This is a genomic window from Nonomuraea sp. NPDC050663, assembly GCF_044456985.1.
Taxonomy (GTDB): Bacteria; Actinomycetota; Actinomycetes; order Streptosporangiales; family Streptosporangiaceae; genus Nonomuraea.
Genome location: NZ_JBITGL010000008.1, coordinates 318695 through 342442, shown reverse-complemented (window position 1 = coordinate 342442; position 23748 = coordinate 318695). Strand labels below are relative to the sequence as shown.

Sequence of the window (23748 nt, the reverse complement as noted above, 5' to 3'; positions counted from 1 at the left end):
CGAAGGATGGCGATTAAGTCCATTGAATCCCCCTAGCGCGTCCACGCAGTGGACCTACAATGTCCGCCAGATAATCCGTTTTGACCACACGGAGGAACACGTGGCCCCCGATTCCCTCAAGCTGGGGTTTGCCTGCGCCTGGGATAACCCGCCTGAGAAAACATGGTCGCACGCCCCCTGGACCATCCGAAAGTGCCTTTTGGAGCGCACCGACGTGGTCGACCTGGGGCTCGAATGGTCCACCCCGGTCAGGTCGGCCCTGCGAGGCCTGGGAGCCTACCGGCACAACGGCACGTGGCGCACCCAGTGGACCCGCCACCCGGTGACGCTGAGCCTGGCGGGCCGGCAACTGCGGGCCGCGGAGCGCCGGTTGCGCCCCGACGTGGTGTTGCAGTTCGGAGACCTGGCGAGGCTGGACACCCCGTACCTTCTCTACCAGGACCTCAGTTTCGACATCGTGATGGAGCATCTCGACCCGGCGACGGGCCGCTCGGTGCAGGCCCCCGGCCTGTCCCTCGACGACCTGAAGCGGTTGCGCGACCGCCAGCTGTCGATCTACGCCGAAGCGAGCGGCGTGCTGGCGATGAGCCACTGGCTGGCCGACCACCTGGTGCGGGTGACCGGGCTGCCGGAGGAGAAGGTTCACGTGGTGCTGCCCGGCGCCAACAGCCTGCCGGCCGTACCTCCGACGACCAGGCGCGAGGCGCCGCGCAAGCGGCTGCTGTTCGTGGGCATCGACTTCCACCGCAAGGCGGGCGACCTGGTGGTGGCCGCGACGCAGATCCTGCGCCGCGAGGTCGACCCCGGCATCGAGCTGACGATCGTCGGCCCGCCGGAGTGGCCGCTGCCGGGCCCCGTGCCCGACGGCGTGCGTTTCCTCGGCAAGCTGCCGCCCGCGGAGGTCCGGCCGCTGTACGCCGAGCACGACGTGCTGGTGATGCCGAGCCGGTTCGAGGCGTACGGCCTGGCCTTCATCGAGGCGCTGGCGCACGGTATCCCCTGCGTGGCGCGGCGTGCCTACGCGATGACGGAGATCATCGAGCCGGGAGTCAACGGCGACCTGGTGGACGGCGACGATCCCGAGGTCCTCGCCCGGACCATCGCCGGTGTGCTCGGCAACGATGAGATATACACCCGCATCCTGACGCGCGCCGAGGCGCTCATCCAGCATTACACCTGGGACCGTGTGGCCGACGACATCGTCCGCATCGCCAAGACGGCACGCTGACCAGAGCGGGGGGCGCTCGGTCGCGGATCCCATATCTGGGCATTCGTCGCCGAGCGTCTCCCCGTTACGTCTGCCCCCCGACGCAACGCGCGCTGAGTGCCCCACACCCTCCCCCAAGGGTCGATGTCGCAAAATCTCGCCAAATGTGATCCTAGGCGCATGCTTGTGGGCAACGAATATAGCGAATTGTCCACATCCGGACAGTCCAATCGCTTGACTCAACTCGCCGTTACCGGAGCGGGTTCCTCCGCGTCGGCAGCCCGCTGCTTTTTGGTGCGATAAGTCCGGATAAAGCGCTCCATGGGCTTCTCCACCACCCGGAAAAGCGCCCACGACAGCAGCATCGAGACGGCCAGCGAGACCACGAACACCCCGATCGCCAGCCCCACCGAGATCCCGGTGCCGGTCACCTTGACCACGAACCGGATGACGAACTGGTGGACCAGGTAGAAGGCGAAGGAGATCTCACCGAGGAAGACCAGCCAGGGCCGGCGCATCACCGAGGGCGTCTGCTTGATGTCGGCCTGCGCGGCGGCGGCCAGCAGCAGCGCGAACGGCCCGACGGTCCAGGCCACGTAGCCCCACTCCTGCAGCAGCGGCACGGTCAGGTAGGCGCCCAGCGCGATCGCCCCGGAGACCAGCAGGCCGGGGCCCCGCCAGGTGCCCCGCTGGATCATCAGCGCGACCGCCATGCCCAGCGCGAACTCCAGCATGCGCGAGAAGGGCAGCACCCACACCAGGTAGTACGCCGGGTCGTGCGGCATCACCAGGAACAGCAGCGGCAGCGCCCAGATGGCGGCCAGCAGCCCGGCGGCGGCGATCCACATGCGGCGCACCCGCTTGAGCAGCGGCAGCAGCAGGGGGAACGAGGCGTAGAAGACGGCCTCGGCCGACAGTGACCAGGCGGGGGTGTTGACGCCGAAGACGTAGTCGAAGTCGGGGATCCAGGCCTGGACCAGGAAGAGCCCGCTGATCACCTGGCCGGCGTTGGGCGCCGCCTCGCTGCTCAGGACCGTGAGGCCGATCGCTACAACGATCCAAGTGACGACGTGGTTGGGATAGACGCGGGCGACGCGGCGGCGCCAGAAGGACGAGGGCCGGTCGCCGGCCTTGGCCGACCAGGTCAGCACCAGGCCGGACAGCAGGAAGAAGAAGGGGACGCCCACCGTGCCCGGCCAGAACAGGACACGGACGATCTCGGAGTAGACGGCGTTGTCGGAGATCTTGAGCTGGTCGATGTGGAAGCCGAAGACGACGAAGGCCGCGATCCACCGGAGCCCGGTTAAGGAGTGCAGGCGCACTGGAGTACCGGAGGCGGCCTCGGTCATGGTTTCCCCCTGATCAGAGCGGACGTGACCGTTCGATTGGAGCACAAGGACGGGGCTCAGGCTACAACTCGAAAATAATATTCATTTCCTACCTGTAAGCTATGTTTTGCACCGTTCCAGCTCACGTGGACATGGCCCTGACATGTGTGCTTTGATCCCAGGGGTTGATGGCATTTCGGGGGAATGCGAAATCTGTAGAGTTCCTGCGAACTTTCGCGAGGGGGGAACGTCTCCATGCCCACAGAATTTGACAGCGAGTTATCCGATTCCCTGACTCTGGTCACAGGCGGAATGGGCTTCATCGGCTCATATCTCACGGCGAGACTTCTCGCCCTGGGAGGTCGCGTCGTGGTCGTCGACTGCGACACCGACCCCGCCCGGCAGTCGCTTCTCCACGAGCTGCCGCAGGACCGGCGTTCCGGGCTGGAGATCGTGGACCTGGACCTGCGTGACCGCGACGCGGTGGCGGCGCTGATCCACGGCAGGAACTTCGACTACGTCTTCCATCTGGCCGGTTACTCGGTCATCGAGAAGTCGACGGCCTTCCCGTACGACTCGCTGATGACCAACGCCATCGGCGGGCTCAACGTCTTCGACGCGGTGCGCCGCAGCGAGACGCCGCCGCGCCGTGTCGTCATCACCTCGACCGACAAGGTCTACGGCGAGATGGACGGCAGCCACTACCTGGAGGACTCGCCGCTGCGCGGCATCGGCATCTACGACGCGGGCAAGCTGACCGCCGATGTCATGGCGCGCAGTCATTTCCACACCTTCGGCACCCCCATGGCGGTGCTGCGGCTGTGCAACGTCTTCGGCCCGCACGACTACAACGTCGGCTACCGGCTGTTCCCCAAGTCGCTGAGCAAGATCTTCAACCCGGTCGCGCCGGAGCCGCCGGTGCTCTACTACGAGTCCATGGACCACTGGCGCGACTACGTCTTCGTCGAGGACGTCATCGACGCGCTGATCACCATGGCCTGCCACGAGCAGTCGCTGGGCGAGGTCTTCAACATGAGCTCGGTGGTCCACCTGTCGACGCCCAGCGTCATCAAGGAGATCATCGACACCAGCGTGCGCATCCTGGCCGAGGTCGACCCCTACCGGGCCGAGCTGGTCGAGAAGAACGGCATGCAGGTCACCACGTACGGCCAGGGCGCTCTGGCGATCCAGCGGCAGCGGCTCGACCACACCAAGATCGCCCAGCGGCTCGGCTTCAGGACCTCCGTCACCTTCGAGCAGGGGCTGGAGCGGACCATCACCCACCACACCGAACGGCTCCTCCGCAATGGCCACTAGGACCTGCCTGGTCACCGGTTCCGCCGGCTTCGTCGGTTCCGTCCTGGCCCGCACCCTCGTCTCGCGAGGGTGGCGGGTCGTCGGCGTCGACCGCGAGGCCGTGCCGTCCTGGCGCGAGTGCCCGGACGTCTCGCAGGTCCAGCTCGACCTGTGCGACCTGGAGGCGGTCGTCGCCCTCGTCGGCGAGACCAGGCCCGAGGTGATCTTCCACCTCGCCGCCCAGCCGTTCGTGCCCGTGAGCGTCGCCGAGCCGTACGCCACCGTCCGCGACAACGTGCTGGCCACCACCTCCGTCCTGGAGGCGGCCAGGCTGCACGGCGTCGCCCGGGTCGTCCACGCCTCCAGCGGCGCGATCTACGGCTCGGAGCCCGGCGAGCACACCTACTTCGAGAACGACGAGCCCAAGGTGGGCGCCAACCTCTACGGCCCCTCGAAGATAGCGGCCGAGAACATCGTGCTGGCCTACTCTCGCACGTTCGCCCTCGACGTGCGGATCGGGCGGTTCATGAACACCTACGGCCCGGGCGACACCAGCCCGAGCCGCATCGTGCCGACCGCCGTCTGCCAGGCGCTGGGCGGCGACTGCTACGACTTCGGCGACCGCGACGACGGCTCCACGGCGCTCGACTTCGTCTACGTCGACGACGTGGTGGCCGGCTACCTGGCGGCGGCCGAGGTCGACGACGGTGCGCTGCAGGGCGTCTACAACTTCGGCACCTGCGACCCGGTCAGCGTGCGCGACCTGGTCTGCGCGATCAGCCGCCTGGCCGACGGCGCCGAGCGCGAGCCGGTCTTCCGCGGCCCGGTCGCCGACAACCCGCGGCGCAAGTGCCTCGACGCCGGACGGGCGCGCAAGGAGCTCGACTGGGAGCCGCGCACCGACCTGATGACCGGCCTGCGGGAGACCGTGGACTGGTATCGGGAGCACCTCCATGCTTGATCGGCTCGTCAAGGAGCGCGAGCTCGAGTTCCCGATCACCCGAAGCCGGATCTTCATGGCCCACGCGGCCTTCTCGCCGCTGCCCGCCCGGGTGGCGGCGGCCGTGTGCGACCTGGCCACCGCGCTCGCCGAGCGCGGCCAGGGCTCGTTCCTGGAGGATCCGATCGAACGTGGCGCCCGCGAGGCGGCCGGCCGCATGCTGGCGGTCCCGGCCTCCGACATCGCGTTCGTCCTCAACACCTCGACCGGCGTCTCGCTGGTCGCCTCGGCGGTCGACTGGCGGCCCGGCGACAACGTCGTGGTGGCGGCGGGCGACTTCCCCTCGGCATCGGACCCGTGGCGGCGCCACGGGATCGAGGTGCGCGAGGCGGACGTCTGGAGCGGCCCCTTCCTCGACCTCGTCGACGACCGCACCAGGGCGGTCTGCGTCTCCACGGTCAACTTCGCCTCCGGGCAGGCCGTACGCGGCCTGGAGGATTTGCGAGAGCGCGGCGTGCTGGTCGTCGTGGACGCCATCCAGACCCTGGGCACGCAACCCTTCGACGCCTCGCCGTACGACGTGGTGGTGGCCGACGGGCACAAATGGCTGCTGGCCCCCAAGGGCTGCGCGCTCATGTACGTCTCGCCGCGGGCGGCCGAGCAGCTGGTCCCTCCGGTGGTCGGCTGGCGCAACATGACGACGGAGCGCCCGTACGGCCCCGGCCTCGATCTGGTCGCGGGAGCCGGGCGGTTCGAGGCGGGCTCCCCCAACGTGCTGGGCATCGCCGGCATGGGCGAGGCGCTGCGCATGTTCGGCGAGGTGGGACTCGACGCGATCGAGGAGCGGCTGGCCGAGCTGCGCTCGGCGCTCGTCACGATCCTGCTGAAGCACGGACTGGCCGACGACGCCTGGGCGCCCGCGACCCCGCTGATCTCGCTGCCGCTGGCGCAGGAACGCGCCGAGAGCCTCTACCGTCATCTGGAGGCCGCGCGGATCAGCACCTCGGTGCGCCACGACGTCACCGGGCAGTGCTATCTGCGCTTCTCACCGCACTTCTACAACACCCTGGACGACCTGGCCCGGCTCGAGGAGGAAATCGGCGCATGGAGCCCCTGAGCATCCAGGGAGCGTGGACGCACACCCCCGTCGTGCACCGCGACTCCAGGGGCGAGTTCCTGGAGAGCTTCCGCGCCGCCGACCTGGCCGCCGTGGCCGGTCACCGGCTGCGGCTCGCCCAGGTCAATTGCTCGGTCTCCGAGCGCGGCGTCATCCGCGGACTGCACTTCGCCGACGTACCGCCCAGCCAGGCCAAGTACGTCACCTGCGTGGCGGGCACGGTGCTCGACGTGATCGTCGACGTCAGGGTCGGCTCGCCGACCTTCGGCCAGTGGACCTCGGTGCTGCTCGACGACAGGAATCGGCGCGGCGTCTACGTCGCCGAGGGCCTGGCGCACGGCTTCTCCGTGCTCAGCGACCGGGCGACCGTCACCTACCTGTGCTCCGAGCCGTACGCTCCAGGGCGCGAGCACGGCATCCACCCTCTCGACCCCGACCTCGACATCGACTGGCGGCTCGACGTCGAACCGGTGCTGTCCGACAAGGACGCCGCGGCGCCCACGCTCAAGGAGGCCTCAGGGCTGCTGCCCGGCTACCAGGCCTGCCTGGATCTCTACGAAAGCCTCGCCTAGGGCCTCGCGCCAGTCGCGCAGCCGCGGGTTGCCCAGGACGCTGTAGGCGGGCCTGGGCGCCGGCACGGGGTAATCGGAGGCCGGGATCGGCTTCACCCTTGCGGGATCGGCTCCGAGCAGCGTGAAGACCTCTCGGGCCAGACCGTGCCAGGTCGTCTGCCCGGCGTTGGTGCCATGGTGGATGCCGGGCGGGGCGTCGCCCAGCGTGGCCACGTAACGCGCCAGATCGGCGCTCCACGTCGGCCCGCCGTGCTGGTCGGCGACCACGCTGACGCTCTCGCGCTCCCGCTCCAGCCTGATCATCGTCTTGACGAAGTTCCGGCCGCTCGCGCCGTACAGCCAGGCCGTACGGACGATCACGTGGCCGTCCGCGGCGAGCTCGCCGACGAGCTTGCTGCGGCCGTAGGCGTTGACCGGCCGCGTCGGCGCGTCCTCGGCGTACGGCACGCGGGAGGTGCCGTCGAAGACGTAGTCGGTGGAGATCTGGATCAGCCGTGCCCCGGTGCCCGCCAGGTTGGCCACGGCGTGCCCGTTGACCGCGAGCGCCTCCTCCTCGTGGCGCTCGGCGTCGTCGACGGCGGTCCACGCCGCGCAGTTGACGATCACGTCGGGCCGGTGCTCACGGACGGCACGCGTCACGGCGTCCTTGTCACGGATGTCGAGCTCGGCCCGGCTCAGGGCCACGGCGTCGTCGAGCAGCCCGGCCAGGTCGGCGGCCAGCATGCCGCCCGCTCCGGTGATCAGCCACCTCACCGGCGTTCCTTCCACCACGACGGGTTGTCGACATACCAGCGCACCGTGGCCGCCAGGCCCTCGTCGAAGCCGACCTGCGGCTCGTAGCCCATGGCGCGCAGCCTGCTGTCGTCGAGGGAGTAACGGCGGTCGTGGCCCTTGCGGTCGGGAACCCTCTCGACCATGTCCCAGCCGGCCCCGAGGGCGTCGAGGAGGCGCTGGGTGAGCTCCAGGTTGGTCAGCTCCGCCGTACCGGCGATGTGGTAGACCTCGCCCGCCTCGCCGCGCTCGGCGACGAGCCGGATGCCGCGGCAGTGGTCGTCGACGTGGATCCAGTCGCGCACGTTGCCGCCGTCGCCGTAGAGCGGGACCTTGCGGCCCTGCAGCAGGTTGGTGACGAACAGCGGGATGACCTTCTCCGGATACTGGCGGGGTCCGTAGTTGTTGCCGCAGCGCGTGATGGAGACGTTCAGGCCGTGGGTGACGGCGTAGGCGCGGGCGATCAGGTCGCCGCCCGCCTTGGCCGCGGAGTACGGCGAGCGCGGCGCGAGCGGGGCGTCCTCGCTCCAGGAGCCGATGTCGACCGAGCCGTAGACCTCGTCGGTCGAGACCTGGACCACGCGCGGGATGCCGGCGTCGAGGCAGGCCTGCATGAGGGTCTGGGTGCCGAGCACGTTGGTGGTGACGAACGGGGCCGCGCCCTCGATGGAGCGGTCGACGTGGGACTCGGCGGCGAAGTTGAGCACCAGGTCGTGACCCCTCACGACGGTCTTGAGCAGGTCGCCGTCGCAGATGTCGCCGTGCACGAAGGCGTGCTCCACACCGTCGAGGTTGGCCGGGTTGCCCGCGTAGGTGAGCTTGTCGAGCACGGTCACCTCGTGCTCGGCCGCGGCCATGCGGGCATAGGCGGAGCCGATGAAGCCGGCTCCGCCGGTGATGAGGATCCTCATGAGGAGATTTGCACCTTGCTGTGGTCGCCTAGGACGAGTCTGTGCGCGCGGGGCGCGTGTGCCGCCGGGGTCACCTCGACGCCGCGCCCGATGAGCGAGGCCTCGATACGCCCGACTCCGACGATAGAGGCCTCGCGCAGCACGATCGAGTATTCGATCTCGCTGCCGATCACGTGGCAGTCGTCGGCGATGGAGGTGAAGGGGCCGATGTAGGAGTCGCGGATGACCGAGCCGGCCCCGATGATCGCGGGACCGACGATGCGGGAGCCGGTGATCGTCGCGCCTTCCTCGACCACGACCCGGCCGATGACCTCCGTGCTCTCGTCGACGTGGCCTCTGCTCTCGATGCTCTCCAGGACCAGCCGGTTGACCTCCAGCATGTCGGAGACGTTGCCGGTGTCCTTCCAGTAGCCGGAGATGACCGTGGAGTCGACCCGCAGGCCCGCGTCGAGCAGCCACTGGATGGCCTCGGTGATCTCCAGCTCGCCCCGCCACGAGGGTTCGAGCCTGGCCACGGCCTCGTGCACGGCCTTGGTGAACAGGTAGACGCCGACGAGCGCCAGGTCGCTCTTGGGCTCCTTCGGCTTCTCCTCCAGGCGCACCACGCGGCCGTCGGTGTCGAGCTCCGCCACGCCGAACTGGCGCGGGTCGGGCACCTTGGTGAGCATGATCTGCGCGTCGGGGCGCTGGGCGGTGAAGGTGGCCACGATGTCGTCGATGCCGCCGACGATGAAGTTGTCACCCAGGTACATGACGAAGTCGTCGTCGCCGAGGAAGTCGCGCGCGATCAGCACCGCGTGGGCCAGGCCGAGCGGGGCCTCCTGGCGCAGGTAGGTGACGTCGATGCCGAACGCGGAGCCGTCGCCGACGGCCGCCTCGATCTCCGCCTGGGTGTCGCCGACGATGATGCCGACCTCGCGGACGCCCGCCTGGGCGATGGCCTCCAGGCCGTAGAAGAGCACCGGCTTGTTGGCCACCGGCACGAGTTGCTTGGCCTGCGTGTGCGTGATGGGGCGCAGCCGGGTGCCCGAGCCTCCGGCCAGCACGATCGCCTTCATCAGTACGCCCCTTCGCCGCCGATGACGGCGGAAATCGTCTTCCACAGGATCTGCAGGTCCAGCATGAGCGACCAGTTCTCGACGTAGCGCAGATCCAGCCTGACCGACTCCTCCCACGACAGGTCGCTGCGGCCGCTCACCTGCCACAGTCCCGTGATGCCCGGCTTGACGACCAGGCGCCGGCGCACGTCCGCACCGTACTGTTCCACCTCTGAAGGTAGCGGCGGCCGGGGACCGACCAGTGACATGTCGCCGCGCATCACGTTGAACAGCTGCGGCAGCTCGTCGAGCGAGTAGCGGCGCAGGAACCCGCCGACCCCCGTGATCCGGGGATCGTTGCGGATCTTGAACAGCACGCCGTCGAACTCGTTGTCGTCGGTGAGCAGGAGCTTGACCTGCTCGGCGTCCTGCCGCATGGTGCGGAACTTCACGACCCTGAACTCCTGGCCGTTCCTGCCCACCCTGATCTGGTGGAACAGCGCGGGACCGGGGCTGGTGCTCCGGATGATCAGCCCGATGACGAGCATCGGCAGGCCGATCACCAGCAGGATCAGCGAGGCCACGATCTTGTCGAACACCGACTTGACCAGCTGGGCCGCGCCGTCGAGCCGCGGGTGCTCCACGTACAGCAGCGGCATGCCCGCCATCGGCCGGATGCTCGTGCGCGGTCCGGCCACGTCCAGGAGCGCGGGCGCGACGAACAGCTCCGTGCCCTTGGTCTCGATGCTCCACGCCAGCCGCCGCAGCGCGGCGCCGTCGAGCTCGGGACAGGCCAGCACCGCCACCGCGTCGGCGCCGGTCTTGTCGACCACGAGCGCGACGTCGCTGAAGTCGCCCATCACGGGCACGCCGTCGAGGCCGTTCCTGCGACGGCCGAACTCGATGTACGGCACGCACGCCGCGACCACCTTCATGCCGTGGTGCGACTGCCGCTTGAACTGCCTGACCAGGTCCAGGACCGACGACTCGTGCCCCACCGCGACGACGCGGCGCACGTTGATGCCCACCGCGCGCCTGCGGTGCAGCCGCCTGCGCATGCGGTGGTGGAAGACGAGCGTGAAGAGCGTGGCCACCGGCAGCATCGCCACCACGTAGCTACGCGCGACCGTCGCCTGCGTCATATAGGACGAGATCGCCACGACCGCGGTCAGGCCCAGCCAGGCGTTGACGACCGCGCGGAACTCCTCGCTGCCCTCTCCGAGGACGCGGCGCCGGTATCCGCCGCTGATCGCCAGCGCCAGCGGCCAGGCGAGGCCGATGGCCGTACCGAAGACGATGTCGTCGGTGGTGATGTAGATGTCCAGCCACAACCGCACGGCGGTGCCCCCGGCCAGCGCCAGGAAGGCGCAGCCGAGATCTCCCGCCACCAGCGCCCGACGATACGACCGCGTCCACGAGCCCCCCTCGGGCCTGACGATCGTCTCCTCGGCTAGCTCATGAACTTTTGATAACCCTGTCCGACCATTCACGCGTCGCCCCACCCGCTACTAAAACTCGATCACCTAGGCCATAGACGCCTAATGCACCTCATGGGTTGTCATGTTTCACAGAATTCACATTGGCCCCACGCACCACCCGTCCCCACCGTGATCAATGCTAGATACGAACTAATCCGTCGGGAATGACACAGACTGGCCTGATCCGGACTCAATCGGTCCTTGACGGAACGGTCCAGGAGTGCTTCGTTGCTCTGTTGTGGTGAGCATCGTGATTCCCGCGCACAACGAGGCCGCAGTGGTCGGCCGGTTGCTGTCCGCACTTCAGCCCTCCGAGTTCGACATCGTTGTCGTGGCCAACGGTTGCACCGACTCGACGGCCGCCGTCGCCGCCTCGCACGGCGCCCGCGTGATCGAGACGCCCGTCCCGTCCAAACGCGAGGCCCTACGCCTGGGCGACCAGGCCGCTGTCGGTTTTCCCCGGCTGTACGTCGACGCCGACGTGGTGATCGGCGCCGACGACGTCCGCCTGTTGTGTGACGCGCTCAGCACCGGAGGAGTTCTGGCCTCCGCCCCCGAACGTGACCTCGCGCTCGCCGACCGGCCGCTCGGCGTGCGCTGGTACTACTCCGTCTGGTCCCGGCTGCCCGAGGTCGCCTCCCAGCTCTTCGGACGCGGCGTCATCGCCGTCTCCGAGGAGGGCAACAAGCGCATCATGGAGCTTCCCCAGGTCATGGCCGACGACCTGGCTGCCTCGATGGCGTTCTCCGCCACCGAGCGGGCGGTCGTGCGGGGGGCCAGGGTCGTCATCCAGACCCCGCGCACCGTCGACGACCTGCTGCGCCGCCGCATCCGCGCCGTCACCAGCGTCGCGGAGTACGAACAGTCGTCGTCGGGTTCGTCGGCCCGCACCGGACTGGGCGACCTGGCCCGCATCGCCGTGCTGCGCCCGCTCCAGGTGGTGTGGTTCATGACCGTCGCGGTGCTCGCCCGGCGCGCGGGCCGCAAGATGATCGCCGCGGGCGACTACTCCACCTGGCTGCGCGACGAGTCGAGCCGGAATCCCCAGGCGTAGAGGAGCCAGCCCAGCTCGTACGGCCGGCACTCCCTGTCGACCGCCACCGGCGGATAGACACGGTCGAGCACGGCCACGCGGGTGCCCTTCTTGAGCCTGGTCGCGGCGGCCCTGACGCCTCTGACGAGCTTCTTGGGGTCCTGCCTGGCCGCCTTGCGCCAGGTCAGGTCGTCGAAGACCAGCTTCTCCGCGGTCTCGGGGCGCTCGTGCATCCAGCGCAGGCCCAGCTCGATCTCCTCGATCCGGTTCCTGCCGCCCGCCTCCATCAGGTCGAGCAGCGCCATGGGGCCCATCGCCAGCTGGTGCACGCTGTAGACGGGGTAGCCCTCGACCACCGAGCCGTCGCGGGAGTCGTAGTGCCACCACCACTGGCCCTCGGGCCCCTGCGCCTGGCAGATGCGGTCGGCGACCAGCTCGGCCGTCTTGACCGCCTCGGCGTCGCCCGCCCTGGCCAGGGCCTGGATGGGGTAGACCTGGTCGGCGAAGCAGCCGACGTGGCCGCGATACCAGGGCTGGCTGGCGTCCTGGCCGATGACGTGGGGGTAGAGGCCTCCCGCGCCGATGTTGTCGACGATCCTGGACCTGGCCGCCTTGTAGCGGTCGTCGGTGACCTTGGCGCTGGCGAGCGCGGCCAGCACCCACGACGCCTCCACCGTGAAGACGGCGCTCGCCACGTCCACCTCGGCGAGCCTGGCCAGCGCCTCGGCCACCCGGCCGCTGCCGGTCTCGGCCGCCGCCCAGCAGATCAGCGCCACGTCGCCCAGGTTCGTCACCGACGGCAGCCGGTCGACCAGCGCGTCGACCAGCTCGGCCAGGCTGTCTCCCGCCAGGGCCTCGCGCTGCCGCGCCTCCGGCACGGTGGCCAGGCCCAGCGCCACGATCGCGCTGTACCTGACGCTGCGCCCCTCGGGCTCGGCGACCCACGAGCCGTCGGCCTGCTGCTTGCCCCGCCGGGTGAAGACGAACTCGCGGTCGCCCTTCACGTAGCCCGGAGTCAGCCCCCGCACGGACATGTCCACCATCTCGGTGACGAATCCGGCCTGATCACCGAGCATGGCGATCCGCGTCACTTGGTCCTCCCCATTCGCTGCTGCGCGATCATCAGGATGAAGCGCGCGTTGGTCTTCAGGTAGCGCGGGCCGAGCCGTACCGGCTCCTGGATCAGCCGGTAGAACCATTCGAGGCCCAGCCGCTGCCAGCTTCTCGGCGCCCGCTTCGTCTGCCCCGACAGGATGTCGAACGAGCCGCCCACCCCGTGGACGACCATCGCCCCCGTGTGCCCGCCCCACTCCCTGACGAAGATCTCCTTCTTCGGCGAGGTCATCCCGAGGAAGAGCAGGTCGGCGCCGCTGTCGCGGATCTCCTGCGCCACCTGCCCGCTCTGCGCGTCGTCGAAGTAGCCGTTGCGCGCTCCGGCGATGACCAGGCCGGGGAACCTGTGGCCTATCTCGGCCGTCATCCGGTCCAGGACGTCCTGCGTGGCGCCCAGGAAGAACGCGCGGTATCCGCGCCGGTCCCCCTCGGCCAGCAGTTCCATGAAGAGGTCGACGCCCGCCACCCGTTCCGGCAACTTGGCGCCGAGCACCCGCGAGGCCCAGACCACGGCCTGGCCGTCGGCCAGCACCAGCTCGCAGGTCTCGACCGACTCGCGTAACAGCGCGTCGGCCCTCATGTTCACCAGCTTCGCCGCGTTGACGACACCGATCGTCAGCGGCCTGCGTAATGCGATGGCGTCGACGCACCGGCGGATGACCTCGTCCATCGTGAGCGGGTCGATCCGAGCGTCGAGCACCTCGCTGCGTACTGTCATGTTTTGCCGCACCCCACCCATACGCCAGCTATTGCAACTTTGTACCAGCCGCGTGCGAGATCAGAAAGGGGGGCGACTTCTAGTCATATTCCAGGTCAGGAAGTGCGCTCGGCGGATCGGGGCTGCGCCAGACCACGACAACGCCATCCATGGCCGACTCGGAAGCCAGATGCAAGCGGTCGAGATCAAAATCTGGCAAATACCTCAGGCGGGCAAGAAAGGTGGCATCCGTGGCGCTTCGTGGCACCACACAACCCTCCCCATCACGATCCAGGAGGATGTAGAAAACGTCGGCCTCCGGCTCGGCGCGCACCCGGACCTCGACGACGTCCTCCCACGCTAGGGCTTCGACGCTTCCGTCGGCGTAGTGTCGCGTGACGCCCTCTTCCGTGACGTACACGTAGGAGTCCGGCATCGCATTGCCGTGCATGGCCGCGATTCTCGCGACAACTATGCACATCCCGCAAGAGCCCTACGCTTCCCCCCAGGAATGGCTCAGATGCTCCGCAACCGCCGCCCTGCCGTCGCCCTCGGCGATGGCGTCGAGGAGGCCCTGGTGCTCGGACACCAGTTGCTCCCTGTCGGAGTAGGTGTCGCGCAGGCGCACCAGCCCCAGCCTGGTCTCGGCCGCCAGCGTGTTGTACAGCCGGACCAGGCGCGGGCTGCCGACCGCCTCGATCAGCGCCTCGTGCAACGCCATGTGCTCGGCCACCAGTTCCGACCACGGCGCGTCGGCCTTCAGCGCCATCCGCTCCAGAGCCGCCTGCGCCGCCTCGACCCTGTGCCCCTGCAGCCTGCGCGCCATCAGGTCCTCCAGCGGCCTGCGCACCAGCATCAGGTCGTCGAGATCCGCCAGGGTGACATCGGGGACGTAGGCGCTGCGGTTGCGCTCCCTGCGCAGCAGGCCCTCGTGCACCAGCGCCGCGATCGCCTCACGCACCGTCGGCCTGGCCACGCCGTACATCGCCGCGATCTCCTGCTCGGGCAGCGGCGTGCCGGGCTCGATCTCCCCCGACAACACCCGCTGCCGCAGCGCGTCAACCAGCGCGTTGACCGCTGACACCGGCTTCAGCACGAGGTTCCTCTCTGCTTCTCCGCTCCGGTAGGGCTACCGCCACGAGGCTAGCGCCCAGGAGCAGCAGCCCGCCCACGGACAACGCGGTCAGGCTCTCGTGCAGCACCAGCAGGCCGAGCAGCGCCGCCACCGCGGGCTCGGCCAGGGCGAGCGTCGCCGCCGTGGCCACCGGGGTGGTGCGCAGGCCCTTGCCGTACAGGAAGTAGGCCAGCGCCGTGGTGCCCAGCCCCAGGTAGAGCGCACCGAGCAGGCTCTTCGGCTCTGCCATCCAGCCGGGGCCCGTCCACATCAGGATCGGCAGCATGACCACCGCGGCGCCGCCGAACATCACGCCCATCACGGCATTGGAGTCAGCTCCCGCGCCGATGTGGCGGGCGGCCATCACCGCGTAGAAGGCGTAGATCAGGCCGCCCAGCAGGGCCAGCAGGATGCCGACGAGGTCCTCGGCCGCGCGGTCTCCCGCGACGGCCTGGTCGCCGCCGGCGCCGAGCAGGAGCGCCGCGCATCCCGCGATCGCCGCCGCCGTGGCCGCGGCCCACCGGCGCGAAGGCTTCTGCCCGTGGAGCAGCCAGCTGAGCAGGCCCGTGAAGACCGGGCCGCTGCCGATGGCCACCACCGTGCCTACGGCCACGCCGGTACGGCTCACGGCGGCGAAGTAGCACAGCTGGTAGGCGGCCACGGCCAGCGCCGCCAGGATCAGGCCCGGCCTCAGCTCGATGCGTGTCCCCCTGGCCAGCATCGCGAGCACCAGGCCGCCGATGACCAGGCGCGCGGCGGCCACCGAGATCGGGTCCGCGGTGATCAGCAATCCGGCCGTGCCGGCCGTACCCCACAGCACCGCTGCGGCTACCACTCTCCACATGGCATCGATTGTCTGACAACCAGACAAGATTCGTCCAGTCCTTTGTTGGGCACGCACACAGGGTGAACCTCCGGGGACTCCTCGCACCGGTGCTGGCAGCCCTGGCGTTCCTGGGCGGATGCGGCGCGACCACGACGGATGCGCGACCGATCTCCTCGCTGCCTGCCCAGGTGTCACGGACCTGGGAGCTCATCCAGCGAGGCGGGCCCTTCCCCTACAGCCGCGACGGCGTCGTCTTCGAGAACCGCGAGCGCCTGCTGCCCGCGCAGCGAAGGGGGTACTACCACGAGTACACGGTGCCCACCCCCGGACGCTCCGACCGCGGCGCCCGGCGGCTGGTCACCGGCGAGCGCGCCGCCGAGCTTTACTACACCCCGGACCACTATCGGAGCTTCGTCGTGGTGGATGTGACGAGATGAGCCTGGCCAGCTACCAGATCATGGGCGCGAGCCCCGCTGACGTGATCGCCAAGATCGCGCGCGAGCTGTCGTTTCCCGACTACTTCGGGGGCAACCTCGACGCGCTCTACGACTGCCTGACGGACCTGGGGTGGTTGCCGCCGGGCGACCACATGCTCATCTGGTCGGGGACCAGCGCCCTGGCGGCGGCCGACGGGGAGAGTTACGCGCGGCTGGCGGCGGTGCTCACCGACGCGGTCGCCGCCGGCACCGGCACCAACCGGCGGCTGAGCGTCATCTTCTGGCCCTAGCCGTTTTCCGGCCTTAACCGTTTTCCGGCCTTGGCCAGCCCTTCGCGTGCTCAGTCGTCGGCCAGGCGGGCGTGGCGTTCGACGCTTCGGCTCAGTCGTCGGCCAGGCGGGCGTGGCGTTCGACGTCGTAGCGCACGCCGTCGTACAGGAGCTTGCCGCGCTCGACGCCCTCGACCCTGAACCCCGCCCGGGTCGCCACCCGGCACGACGCCGGGTTGTTGGTGCGATGCCCCAGCTCCAGCCGGTACAGCCCGCGCTCCTTGAACGCCCACTCGGCCAGCAGCGAGGCGGCGGCCGACGCCACCCCGCGCCCCCTGACCTCGCGCACCGTCCAGTAGGACACCCACCCGTTGAGGTGCCGGTCGATGTCGGTGACCGCGGCGTTGCCCACCACCGCGCCGTCGAGGGTGACCGCGAAGGAGTGCTCGACACTCCTCACCGCGGCCACCCACCCGACGGCGTCCTGGATGGTCAGGATCGGCATGGCGGTCTGACGGCTCATCGCGGGATCCTGGAAGGCCCTGAGCACCACGGGCGCGTCCTCCTCGCGCCAGTCGCGCAGCTCGATCAGCACGGACGTCCTTTCAGAGCGGGAACCTGGCCGTATCCACGGTAATCAGGTCCGCGAAGAACGCCGCATGCCGGGGGTCGGCCCAGTCGTCGTTGCACACCGACCAGACGCCCCATTCCAGCAGCATGTAGGTCAGCGCGGTCGGCCACAGCGCCCGCTCGGTCTCGGTCAGCTCCACGTGCTCGAGGTAGGCGTCGCGGAAGGCCGCCCACTGGCGCTCGTCGAAGAGCGCCGCGGGCTCGCCCGCGAGGTCGTTGTGGAACAGCAGCGTCGCCAGCGCCAGGTCGAGCAGGCGCGGGATGTGCTCGCCGTTGTCGGGGTCGATGAGCACCGGGCCATGATCGGTGTAGACGAGGTTGACCGCCTTGTAGTCGACGGTCGCGTCGACCGCGGGCAGCCCGGCGTCGCGGATCGCGGGCAGGGTGGTGGACATGAAGGCGCGCAGCAGCGGCGCCAGCCGGTCGAGCACCTGCTCGCGCAGGTCGGGGCGGTAGGTGCTCAGGGCCTTGGTGAGCCCGTCGATGTCGTCCTGCACCGACTCCTCGTCGTGGTCGGGCCAGGGGAAGGCGGGCAGCGACTCGCCCCGCTGGGCGTGCAGCCGCCCCAGGAACGCGCCCGCCGCGGCGACGTCGTCGATCGAACCGTCGTAGACCCGCCCGTCGATCCACGGGTAGGCGACCCAGTGGAAATCGCCGATCTTGTGAGGCCCGGCCAGTGGCGTCACCACGGCGATGCCGTTGTCGTGGAGCTCGCGCACCCAGGGGCCCATGAACTCGGCGTAGTGGGTGCGCTTCACCGCGACCTGGCGGCCGTCGATCTCGCCGCGGAAGACGGGAGAGTACGGATATATCGACTCCTGCGGCTCGATGCCGAACCGCTGGAAGACCTCTGAATAGTCGGCAGTCACGCCGCCGACCCTAAGATGTTGCACTTGTAACTTGCATCCAGTTTTGCCCGTTCAGCGGCGGGCCTCGTGCGCATCGAGCAGCAGCTTGGGCGCCGTCAGGCACCAGGCCTCGTCGACCAGCTCCTCCAGCTCGTCGCGGTCGATGCGGTCGAGATGCACCACGACCCAGCCGAACCTGCCGGCGGTGAACTGGATCTCGAACACCTCGGGCCGCTCGGCCACCAGCGCCAGCTGCTCGGCGATCGTCGCCTTCAGACCGACCGTGCGAGTCTTCTCCCACAGGTAGCCGAAGCCCTTGCCGCGCACCTTGATGGCGGTCCACTCGCCGCCGTCGCTCAGCTTGACCTCGGGCAGACCTTCCACGATCTCCAGGAACTCATCGACGCTCACACCCATGCCGTGATGAAACCAGACGGCACTGACAGTCCGCCAAGGGTGGTGCGATACTTCCGGATTGTGCCGACAACCGTGCGCACGGCCCAGCTCCTGATCTTCCTCCAGGCGGCCTTCAGCCTGCTCAGCGTCGGCCTGATCATCGCGGGCATCGGCACGGATGTCCCGCTCGTCGTGCTCCTCATGGTCGCCGTGAATCTTCCCTGGATCGTCGCGGGGTGGCTGGCCGGGCGGTGGCGCGCGCCGCGGCCATGGCATCTGGGGGCCGCGATCGCGCTGCAGGTCGCGGGCCTCGCCTTGGGGGACACGATGAGGCTCCTCGACGGCGAGGAGCTCTCCAGTCTGCTCGACGTCACGCTCGTGGCGCCGGCGGCCGTCGTGGTGCTGCTCATCCTGCCCGCCTCCCGCGCCTGGTTCCGCGAACGCGTCGGCGCGGTGCCCCCGATGGGCACCGCGCCGAACCACTAGACGAACCCTCCCGACGTCCCCGCACCTCAGACGAGCGCCCGTCGCCGCAGCCCGCCCAGCCCCGCCGCGACCAGCGCCACCGTGACCGCGAGCATGACCGCCGGCGGCAGCACCGTGAACGCCTCGCCCGAGACCACCATCGGCAGGTTCGGATAGGGCACGAAGAACTTGGCGATCCAGTAGTCGATCCCCAGGATCGGCCCCAGCACCTCGCCGAAGAGGTTGACGAACAGGAAGCCCGCCCAGCTGATCGCCGCCGCGGCCCTGGGCAGCAGCCCGAAGGCGGCCACTCCGAGCCCCGCCATGATCCAGGTCGCCGGGATCTGGATGAGCGTGCCCGCCAGCACCTTGCCCGGCTGTCCGACCGCCAGCCCCATGGTCAGCCCCGCCGCCGCCAGGATCGCCGCGCTGCCCAGCAGGGCGATCACCAGGTGACCCGCCGCCCAGCGCAGCCGGTCGACCGGCCCGGCGAGCAGGAGTTCCGCCCGTCCCGACAGCTCCTCGTTGCGCATCCTCAGGACGGCCAGCAGCGGGTAGAGGGCCGAGACGTAGCCGAGGCTCAGCGCGATCAGCCACAGGTAGGCGTCGGTCATGGTGGCCTCGGGGCCGCCGGTGTAGCGGCGGAAGAACTCCTCGATCGCCGCGCCCTGCCGCGACACCTCGCCGATCGAGGCGGCCAGGGCTCCGAAGACCAGTCCGGCGACCGCGTAGCCGATGGTCCAACCGGTCAGCAGTCCCCGGTGCAGCCTCCAGGCGAGGGCGAGCGGGCTGCGCAGCCGTACGGAACCCGCGGGTCCCGGCTTCTCGGGCAGGATGCCGGCGCCCAGGTCGCGGCGGTTGTTGAGCCGTACGGCCAGCGCGATCGCGGCGGCGCAGAAGGCGACGCTGATCCCGAGCACCGCGAAGTCGTCGTCGCCGTACGGCTTGACCAGGTGCGACCAGCCCTGAGGCGACAGCCACTTCAGCGCGCTCACGCCGCTGCCGTCGGCGACGAACCGCAGCAGGTAGCTGAGCCCCAGCCCGACTCCGGCCAGGCCGATGGCGGCGCGGGCGCCGCGGGTGAGCTGCGCCGCCACGGCGCCGATGCCGAGGAAGGCCAGGCCGGCGGCGGTGACGGCGGCGCCGAAGGCGAGCGAGCCAGTGGTGTCGGCGCCCGCCTTGATCATCGCGACGGCGGTGAGCAGTCCGGCGAGCACGGCCGAGGCCGCGGTGACGGCCAGCGCGGCGGCCAGCGGTGCGAGGCGGCCGACCACTCCGGCGCCGACCAGTTCGGCGCGGCCGCTCTCCTCCTCGCCGCGCGTGTGGCGCACGATCGTCAGGATCATGATGAGGCCGAGGACGGTGTAGATCGCGTCGGCGTTCTTCCACACCGCCATGCCCGCCACGGTGGCCGAGTAGACCTCCCCGGCGAAGGCCGTCAGCGCCTTGTTGTTCACCATTTCGGCGGCGAAGGCCTTGATGTCGGGGATCTGCTCGGCATAGCGGCCGTACTGCCCGGCCGCCAGGACGGCCAGGAGCAGGATCCACAAGGGAGCGATCAGCCGTTCCCTGCGGATGATCAACTTGGCGAGGGTCCAGGTCCCGGTCATCATCGCTCGCTCCCGTAGTGCCGCATGAACAGGTCTTCCAACGACGGCGGACGGCTGGTCAGGCCGACGATCCCGGCCTGCGCCAGGCGGTCCATGGCTTTGCCGAGGTCCTCACCCGCGACCTGGAAGGTCAGCTTCCTGCCGTCGGCCACCAGGTCGTGGGCCCACGGCAGATCGGGCGCCGGGCCGGCGAGCTCGACATCGATCCTGGTCATCGTCAGGTGCCTGAGCTCGGCCAGCGTGCCCGCCTCCACCGTGCGGCCGGCCCGGATGATGCTCACCCGGTCGCACAGCGCCTCGACCTCGCTCAGGATGTGGCTCGACAGCAGGATGGTGCGGCCCTTGGCCTTCTCCTCGGCCACGCACTGCTGGAAGATCGCCTCCATCAGCGGGTCGAGCCCGGAGGTCGGCTCGTCCAGGATGAGCAGGTCGGCGTTCGACGCGAACGCCGCCACGAGAGCCACCTTCTGCCGGTTGCCCTTGGAGTAGGCCCTGGCCTTCTTCCTCGGATCCAGCTCGAACCTCTCGACCAGCTCGCGCCTGCGCTCCTGGTCGAGGCCACCGCGCAGCGTGCCGAGCAGGTCGATCGCCTCCCCGCCCGTCAGCGCGGGCCAGAGGTTCACGTCGCCCGGCACGTAGGCCAGGCGCCGGTGCAGGCGGGTGGAGTCCTTCCACGGGTCCCCGCCGAGCAGTACGGCGCCGCCGCGGTCCGCGCGCATGAGGCCGAGAAGGATGCGGATGGTGGTCGACTTGCCCGAGCCGTTGGGACCGAGGAAGCCGTGCACCTCCCCTGTGTTGACGGTGAGGCTCAAACCGTCGAGTGCGTGTGCCCGCCCGAAACTCTTGTGCAGTCCGGTGACGGCGATTGCGGTCGTGGTGTTCACAAGTCATGACGCTAGAATCGGCCGCTTTCTCCGGGTATCGGACATCTGCCCTATGTTCCGGCTAGGGTGCCGACATGACTCCTCGCGCCCTGGCCGTGGCGCTGGCACTGGTGCTCTCCGCAACCACCGTCGAGCCCGCCCACGCCGCCGCGGCGCGTCCCATCCGGGGCGACGTCAACGGCGACGGCGGAGCCGACCTCGTCGTGGCCGGAACCGGCAACCTCACCATCCAGTCGCTGCGCGGCAGACCCGTCACCCTCGCCCAGGCGGCCACGGCGCTGTCCACCGGCGACTTCGACGGCGACGGCCTCGCGGACGTGGCCACCGGCACCTCGGGCAAGGTCACCATCAGGTACGGCACGCGCGGACCCTCCTACGTCTCCCGCACCGCCCACTTCACCCCCGGCCAGGGCGGCGTGCCGGGCCTCGGCACCGGCCACGGCTTCGGCGACGCGCTGACCACCTCCGACTTCAACCGCGACGGCTACACCGACCTCGCCGCCGGCGCACCCCAGACCACCCTCGACGGCGCGGCCGTGCACGGCGGCGCCGCGATCGTCCTGTACGGCTCCCGCCGCGGCCTCACCGCCACCCGCGCACTCAAGCTCAGCGAGAACACCCCCGGCGTGACCGGCTTCAGCCAGCACAGCCGCCTGTTCGGCGCCGCACTCGCCGCCGGTGACGTGACCGGCGACGGCTACCCCGACCTCGTCGTCACCGCCCCCTCCGGACGCCCCGGCTTCGACATCGGCGGCGCCGTCCACCTGTTCAAGGGCTCGGCCAAGGGCGTCACCCTCGCCGGCGACACCATGGTCACCAGCGGGAACGTGGACGGGCGCGTGATGAACATCCAGGACTGCTCGGGCGGCGCGCAGGGGGCGAACGACACGTCCAAGACCGGGATGTGCACCCGCGAGGCCTTCGGGTGGTCCGTACGGGCCGGGCGCTTCTACGGCGGCAAGTACGCCGACGTGGCCATCGCCTACGGCGGCGGCAGGCTCGTGGTGCTGCGCGGCGGGCCCGGCGGCATCTCCCGCGGCCGGATCACCAAGGTCGCCGTGCCCGGACTGCTGCCCGCCACCGCCGGGGCCCTGGCCGCCGGCGACATCGACGAGGACGGCCGCTCGGACCTCGTGGCCGCCACGAAGGGCGAGGTCGTGGTGCTGCGCGGCTCGGCCGGCGGGCTGCGTGAGTCGCAGCGCCTGGCGGTGGCCGGGGCGACGGTGGCGCTGATCGACGTGGACGGCGACTCGTCGCCGGAGCTCGCGGTGGCGAAGGGGGCGGCGGTGCAGGTCCACTGGTTCAGGGGCGGCAAAGCCCGCAGCTTCCCGATCTCCGGCACCCTGATCGCCCGCTAGGCCCCTGCCAGGCCGCGCGCCCGGCTCACCGCCGGCCGGCCCTCCCCTGCTCGCCCCTCCCTACCCGGCTCTCACTTACCTCGCTCGCCCCCGCCCGGCTCTCACCTGCCCGGCTCGCCCCAGCCCGGCTTTCCCCCGCACGGCTCTCCGAGGCTGCTCGTCTCGCCTCCGCCATCCCCGGCTCATGCCGTACAGCCCAGTCGGCCAGCGCCGACAACGGCCCCAGCAACGACACCCCCAGCTCCGTCAGCCCGTACTCCACCCCCGGCGGCACCGTCGGATGCACCCGCCGCCACACCAGCCCGTCATCCTCCAGCCCCCGCAACGTCCGCGTGAGCATCCGCTGGCTGATCCCCTCGATGGCCCGGTGCAACTCGTTGTACCGATGCGCCCGCCCACCCAGCAGGATCACCACCAGCATGCTCCACTTGTCGCCAACCCGGCGGAACACCTCACTCGCCGGACACGCCGCCAGCTCGTCCATCGGCACCGGTCGCGGCAACTCGTGAGCGAGCACGGAGGGCACACGCGTGTTCGTATCGGACATGAAACTGCCTTCTTCCCGCTTCCGCTGCCGTCTCGCACGATGGGTGCCGTGCCCAAGAACGTAGTCATCAGCGGCGGCACCAGCGGCATGGGCCGCGCGACCGCCCTCGAACGCCTCGGCCGCGGCGACACGGTCACGGTGATCGGATCATCGCCCAGCACCCTGCCCCCGCACCCCAACCTGCACGCCCTCCAGGCGGACCTGTCGTCGGTCGCCGAGGTGGAACGCGTCGTCACCCACCTCTCAGAACACTACGACGCCATCGACGCCCTCGCCCTGTTCGCCAACCGCCCCATGCCCCGGCGCCGCCAGACGCCCGACGGCCTGGAGTACACCTTCGCCCTGTACTACCTGAGCCGCCATCTGCTCAGCCACCGCCTCGCACCCCTGCTCGACGCCGCCCCGCACCCCGTGATCGTCAACGTGGCGGGCGTCGGCACCACGGCGGGCCGCATCCACTGGGACGACCCCCAGCTCACCCGCGGCTACGGCCAGGTCCGCGCCCAGCTCCAGGCGGGCCGCGCCAACGACCTGCTGGGTGTCGACTTCGCCGCCCGCTCGTCGAGCAAGGCCCGCTACGTGCTCTACCACCCCGGCTTCACCCGCAGCGGCGTCGACAACCACCCGTCACCCATGGTGCGAGCCTCCCTCAGGCTCCTGGGCCGGCTCTTCGCCCGCCCTGTGGCAGCCTCGGCCAGCCCGATCGTCGAGTGGATCGACCACCCGCCCACGACGCCCCTCACCGCCGTCGACCGCGGCAAGGAACTGGACCTCTCGCTCAAAACCCTCGACCTTGACGATGCGGCTCGCCTGGCGGCCTATACCGAGAAACTTCTGAGCGACATCGGGGGATGACACGAGACC

General features: G+C 69.9%; 27 protein-coding genes. 11 read left to right on the top strand and 16 right to left on the bottom strand.

Annotated features, from left to right (window positions below):
* The first annotated feature begins 199 nt into the window (after positions 1-199).
* A complete protein-coding gene (locus ACIBH1_RS26585; RefSeq protein ID WP_397316630.1) occupies positions 200-1228 on the top strand; it encodes a glycosyltransferase family 4 protein in 1029 nt (342 codons plus the stop codon).
* A gap of 218 nt (positions 1229-1446) precedes the next feature.
* On the opposite strand, the gene ACIBH1_RS26580 is transcribed toward ACIBH1_RS26585, so the two are convergent.
* Positions 1447-2556 (bottom strand): acyltransferase family protein, encoded by a 1110-nt coding sequence (locus tag ACIBH1_RS26580; RefSeq protein ID WP_397316629.1) that lies wholly within the window; start codon positions 2554-2556, stop codon positions 1447-1449.
* A gap of 234 nt (positions 2557-2790) precedes the next feature.
* On the opposite strand from ACIBH1_RS26580, the gene ACIBH1_RS26575 reads away from it, so the two are divergent.
* The 4 genes from ACIBH1_RS26575 to rfbC are packed head-to-tail and all read left to right on the top strand — an operon-like array spanning position 2791 to position 6460.
* On the top strand, positions 2791-3852 hold the full coding sequence (locus tag ACIBH1_RS26575) for an NAD-dependent epimerase/dehydratase family protein (RefSeq protein ID WP_397316628.1): 1062 nt from the start codon (positions 2791-2793) through the stop codon (positions 3850-3852).
* Positions 3842-4792: an NAD-dependent epimerase/dehydratase family protein gene (locus tag ACIBH1_RS26570; protein WP_397316627.1), complete on the top strand. Its 951-nt coding sequence runs from the start codon at positions 3842-3844 to the stop codon at positions 4790-4792. The genes ACIBH1_RS26575 and ACIBH1_RS26570 overlap by 11 nt, the downstream gene beginning before the upstream one ends.
* Positions 4785-5888 (top strand): aminotransferase class V-fold PLP-dependent enzyme, encoded by a 1104-nt coding sequence (locus tag ACIBH1_RS26565; protein WP_397316626.1) that lies wholly within the window; start codon positions 4785-4787, stop codon positions 5886-5888. Before ACIBH1_RS26570 ends, ACIBH1_RS26565 begins: the two co-directional genes overlap by 8 nt.
* A complete protein-coding gene (gene rfbC, locus ACIBH1_RS26560; protein ID WP_397316625.1) occupies positions 5876-6460 on the top strand; it encodes a dTDP-4-dehydrorhamnose 3,5-epimerase in 585 nt (194 codons plus the stop codon). The genes ACIBH1_RS26565 and rfbC overlap by 13 nt, the downstream gene beginning before the upstream one ends.
* Here the strand turns inward: rfbC and rfbD are convergent.
* From rfbD to ACIBH1_RS26540, 4 genes are read right to left on the bottom strand one after another with little or no spacing between them, the layout of a single operon-like run.
* Positions 6404-7213, bottom strand: coding sequence for a dTDP-4-dehydrorhamnose reductase (gene rfbD, locus ACIBH1_RS26555; RefSeq protein WP_397316624.1), 810 nt, complete (start codon positions 7211-7213; stop codon positions 6404-6406). The genes rfbC and rfbD overlap by 57 nt on opposite strands.
* A complete protein-coding gene (gene rfbB, locus ACIBH1_RS26550) occupies positions 7210-8142 on the bottom strand; it encodes a dTDP-glucose 4,6-dehydratase (RefSeq protein WP_397316623.1) in 933 nt (310 codons plus the stop codon). Before rfbB ends, rfbD begins: the two co-directional genes overlap by 4 nt.
* A complete protein-coding gene (locus ACIBH1_RS26545; protein ID WP_397316622.1) occupies positions 8139-9200 on the bottom strand; it encodes a glucose-1-phosphate thymidylyltransferase in 1062 nt (353 codons plus the stop codon). Before ACIBH1_RS26545 ends, rfbB begins: the two co-directional genes overlap by 4 nt.
* Positions 9200-10567, bottom strand: a complete 1368-nt coding sequence (locus ACIBH1_RS26540) for a sugar transferase (RefSeq protein WP_397316621.1) — start codon at positions 10565-10567, stop codon at positions 9200-9202. The genes ACIBH1_RS26545 and ACIBH1_RS26540 overlap by 1 nt, the downstream gene beginning before the upstream one ends.
* 331 nt (positions 10568-10898) lie before the next feature.
* Between ACIBH1_RS26540 and ACIBH1_RS26535 the strand changes: the two genes are divergently transcribed.
* Positions 10899-11711: a glycosyltransferase gene (locus tag ACIBH1_RS26535; RefSeq protein ID WP_397316620.1), complete on the top strand. Its 813-nt coding sequence runs from the start codon at positions 10899-10901 to the stop codon at positions 11709-11711.
* Here the strand turns inward: ACIBH1_RS26535 and ACIBH1_RS26530 are convergent.
* From ACIBH1_RS26530 to ACIBH1_RS26510, 5 genes are all read right to left on the bottom strand, one after another.
* The gene (locus ACIBH1_RS26530; RefSeq protein ID WP_397316619.1) at positions 11663-12781 is read right to left on the bottom strand and encodes a hypothetical protein; all 1119 of its coding nucleotides are present in this window, start codon (positions 12779-12781) and stop codon (positions 11663-11665) included. The two genes, ACIBH1_RS26535 and ACIBH1_RS26530, sit on opposite strands and share 49 nt — an antisense overlap.
* Positions 12778-13521 carry a WecB/TagA/CpsF family glycosyltransferase gene (locus ACIBH1_RS26525; RefSeq protein WP_397316618.1) on the bottom strand — a complete coding sequence of 248 codons (744 nt, stop codon included), beginning with the start codon at positions 13519-13521 and terminating at the stop codon, positions 12778-12780. Before ACIBH1_RS26525 ends, ACIBH1_RS26530 begins: the two co-directional genes overlap by 4 nt.
* Before the next feature lie 79 nt (positions 13522-13600).
* Positions 13601-13951 (bottom strand): hypothetical protein, encoded by a 351-nt coding sequence (locus ACIBH1_RS26520; protein WP_181616626.1) that lies wholly within the window; start codon positions 13949-13951, stop codon positions 13601-13603.
* Between the two features lie 42 nt (positions 13952-13993).
* Complete coding sequence (locus ACIBH1_RS26515) at positions 13994-14596, bottom strand: GntR family transcriptional regulator (protein WP_397316617.1); 603 nt, start codon at positions 14594-14596, stop codon at positions 13994-13996.
* Complete coding sequence (locus ACIBH1_RS26510) at positions 14559-15458, bottom strand: DMT family transporter (protein WP_397316616.1); 900 nt, start codon at positions 15456-15458, stop codon at positions 14559-14561. Before ACIBH1_RS26510 ends, ACIBH1_RS26515 begins: the two co-directional genes overlap by 38 nt.
* A gap of 62 nt (positions 15459-15520) precedes the next feature.
* On the opposite strand from ACIBH1_RS26510, the gene ACIBH1_RS26505 reads away from it, so the two are divergent.
* On the top strand, positions 15521-15877 hold the full coding sequence (locus ACIBH1_RS26505; RefSeq protein ID WP_397316615.1) for a ribonuclease domain-containing protein: 357 nt from the start codon (positions 15521-15523) through the stop codon (positions 15875-15877).
* Positions 15874-16167, top strand: a complete 294-nt coding sequence (locus ACIBH1_RS26500; RefSeq protein WP_397316614.1) for a barstar family protein — start codon at positions 15874-15876, stop codon at positions 16165-16167. Before ACIBH1_RS26505 ends, ACIBH1_RS26500 begins: the two co-directional genes overlap by 4 nt.
* Before the next feature lie 91 nt (positions 16168-16258).
* Here the strand turns inward: ACIBH1_RS26500 and ACIBH1_RS26495 are convergent, their stop codons facing one another.
* From ACIBH1_RS26495 to ACIBH1_RS26485, 3 genes are read right to left on the bottom strand one after another with little or no spacing between them, the layout of a single operon-like run.
* Positions 16259-16741 (bottom strand): GNAT family N-acetyltransferase, encoded by a 483-nt coding sequence (locus tag ACIBH1_RS26495; protein WP_397316613.1) that lies wholly within the window; start codon positions 16739-16741, stop codon positions 16259-16261.
* Positions 16742-16751: 10 nt separating this feature from the next.
* On the bottom strand, positions 16752-17645 hold the full coding sequence (locus ACIBH1_RS26490) for a phosphotransferase (protein WP_397316612.1): 894 nt from the start codon (positions 17643-17645) through the stop codon (positions 16752-16754).
* Between the two features lie 51 nt (positions 17646-17696).
* Positions 17697-18041, bottom strand: coding sequence for an MmcQ/YjbR family DNA-binding protein (locus tag ACIBH1_RS26485; protein ID WP_397316611.1), 345 nt, complete (start codon positions 18039-18041; stop codon positions 17697-17699).
* Positions 18042-18101: 60 nt separating this feature from the next.
* Here ACIBH1_RS26485 and ACIBH1_RS26480 point away from each other — a divergent pair, with 60 nt between their 5' ends.
* A complete protein-coding gene (locus ACIBH1_RS26480; protein ID WP_397316610.1) occupies positions 18102-18506 on the top strand; it encodes a hypothetical protein in 405 nt (134 codons plus the stop codon).
* Between the two features lie 26 nt (positions 18507-18532).
* On the opposite strand, the gene ACIBH1_RS26475 is transcribed toward ACIBH1_RS26480, so the two are convergent.
* Both ACIBH1_RS26475 and ACIBH1_RS26470 read right to left on the bottom strand, forming a co-directional pair.
* Positions 18533-20098 carry an ABC transporter permease gene (locus ACIBH1_RS26475; RefSeq protein ID WP_397316608.1) on the bottom strand — a complete coding sequence of 522 codons (1566 nt, stop codon included), beginning with the start codon at positions 20096-20098 and terminating at the stop codon, positions 18533-18535.
* Positions 20095-20979, bottom strand: a complete 885-nt coding sequence (locus tag ACIBH1_RS26470) for an ATP-binding cassette domain-containing protein (RefSeq protein ID WP_397316607.1) — start codon at positions 20977-20979, stop codon at positions 20095-20097. The genes ACIBH1_RS26475 and ACIBH1_RS26470 overlap by 4 nt, the downstream gene beginning before the upstream one ends.
* A 74-nt stretch (positions 20980-21053) precedes the next feature.
* Here ACIBH1_RS26470 and ACIBH1_RS26465 point away from each other — a divergent pair, with 74 nt between their 5' ends.
* A complete protein-coding gene (locus ACIBH1_RS26465) occupies positions 21054-22337 on the top strand; it encodes an FG-GAP-like repeat-containing protein (protein WP_397316606.1) in 1284 nt (427 codons plus the stop codon).
* A 25-nt stretch (positions 22338-22362) separates the two neighbouring features.
* Here the strand turns inward: ACIBH1_RS26465 and ACIBH1_RS26460 are convergent, their stop codons facing one another.
* Positions 22363-22884 carry a winged helix-turn-helix transcriptional regulator gene (locus ACIBH1_RS26460; RefSeq protein WP_397316605.1) on the bottom strand — a complete coding sequence of 174 codons (522 nt, stop codon included), beginning with the start codon at positions 22882-22884 and terminating at the stop codon, positions 22363-22365.
* A gap of 48 nt (positions 22885-22932) precedes the next feature.
* On the opposite strand from ACIBH1_RS26460, the gene ACIBH1_RS26455 reads away from it, so the two are divergent.
* Positions 22933-23739 carry an SDR family NAD(P)-dependent oxidoreductase gene (locus ACIBH1_RS26455; protein ID WP_397316604.1) on the top strand — a complete coding sequence of 269 codons (807 nt, stop codon included), beginning with the start codon at positions 22933-22935 and terminating at the stop codon, positions 23737-23739.
* Positions 23740-23748: the final 9 nt, after the last annotated feature.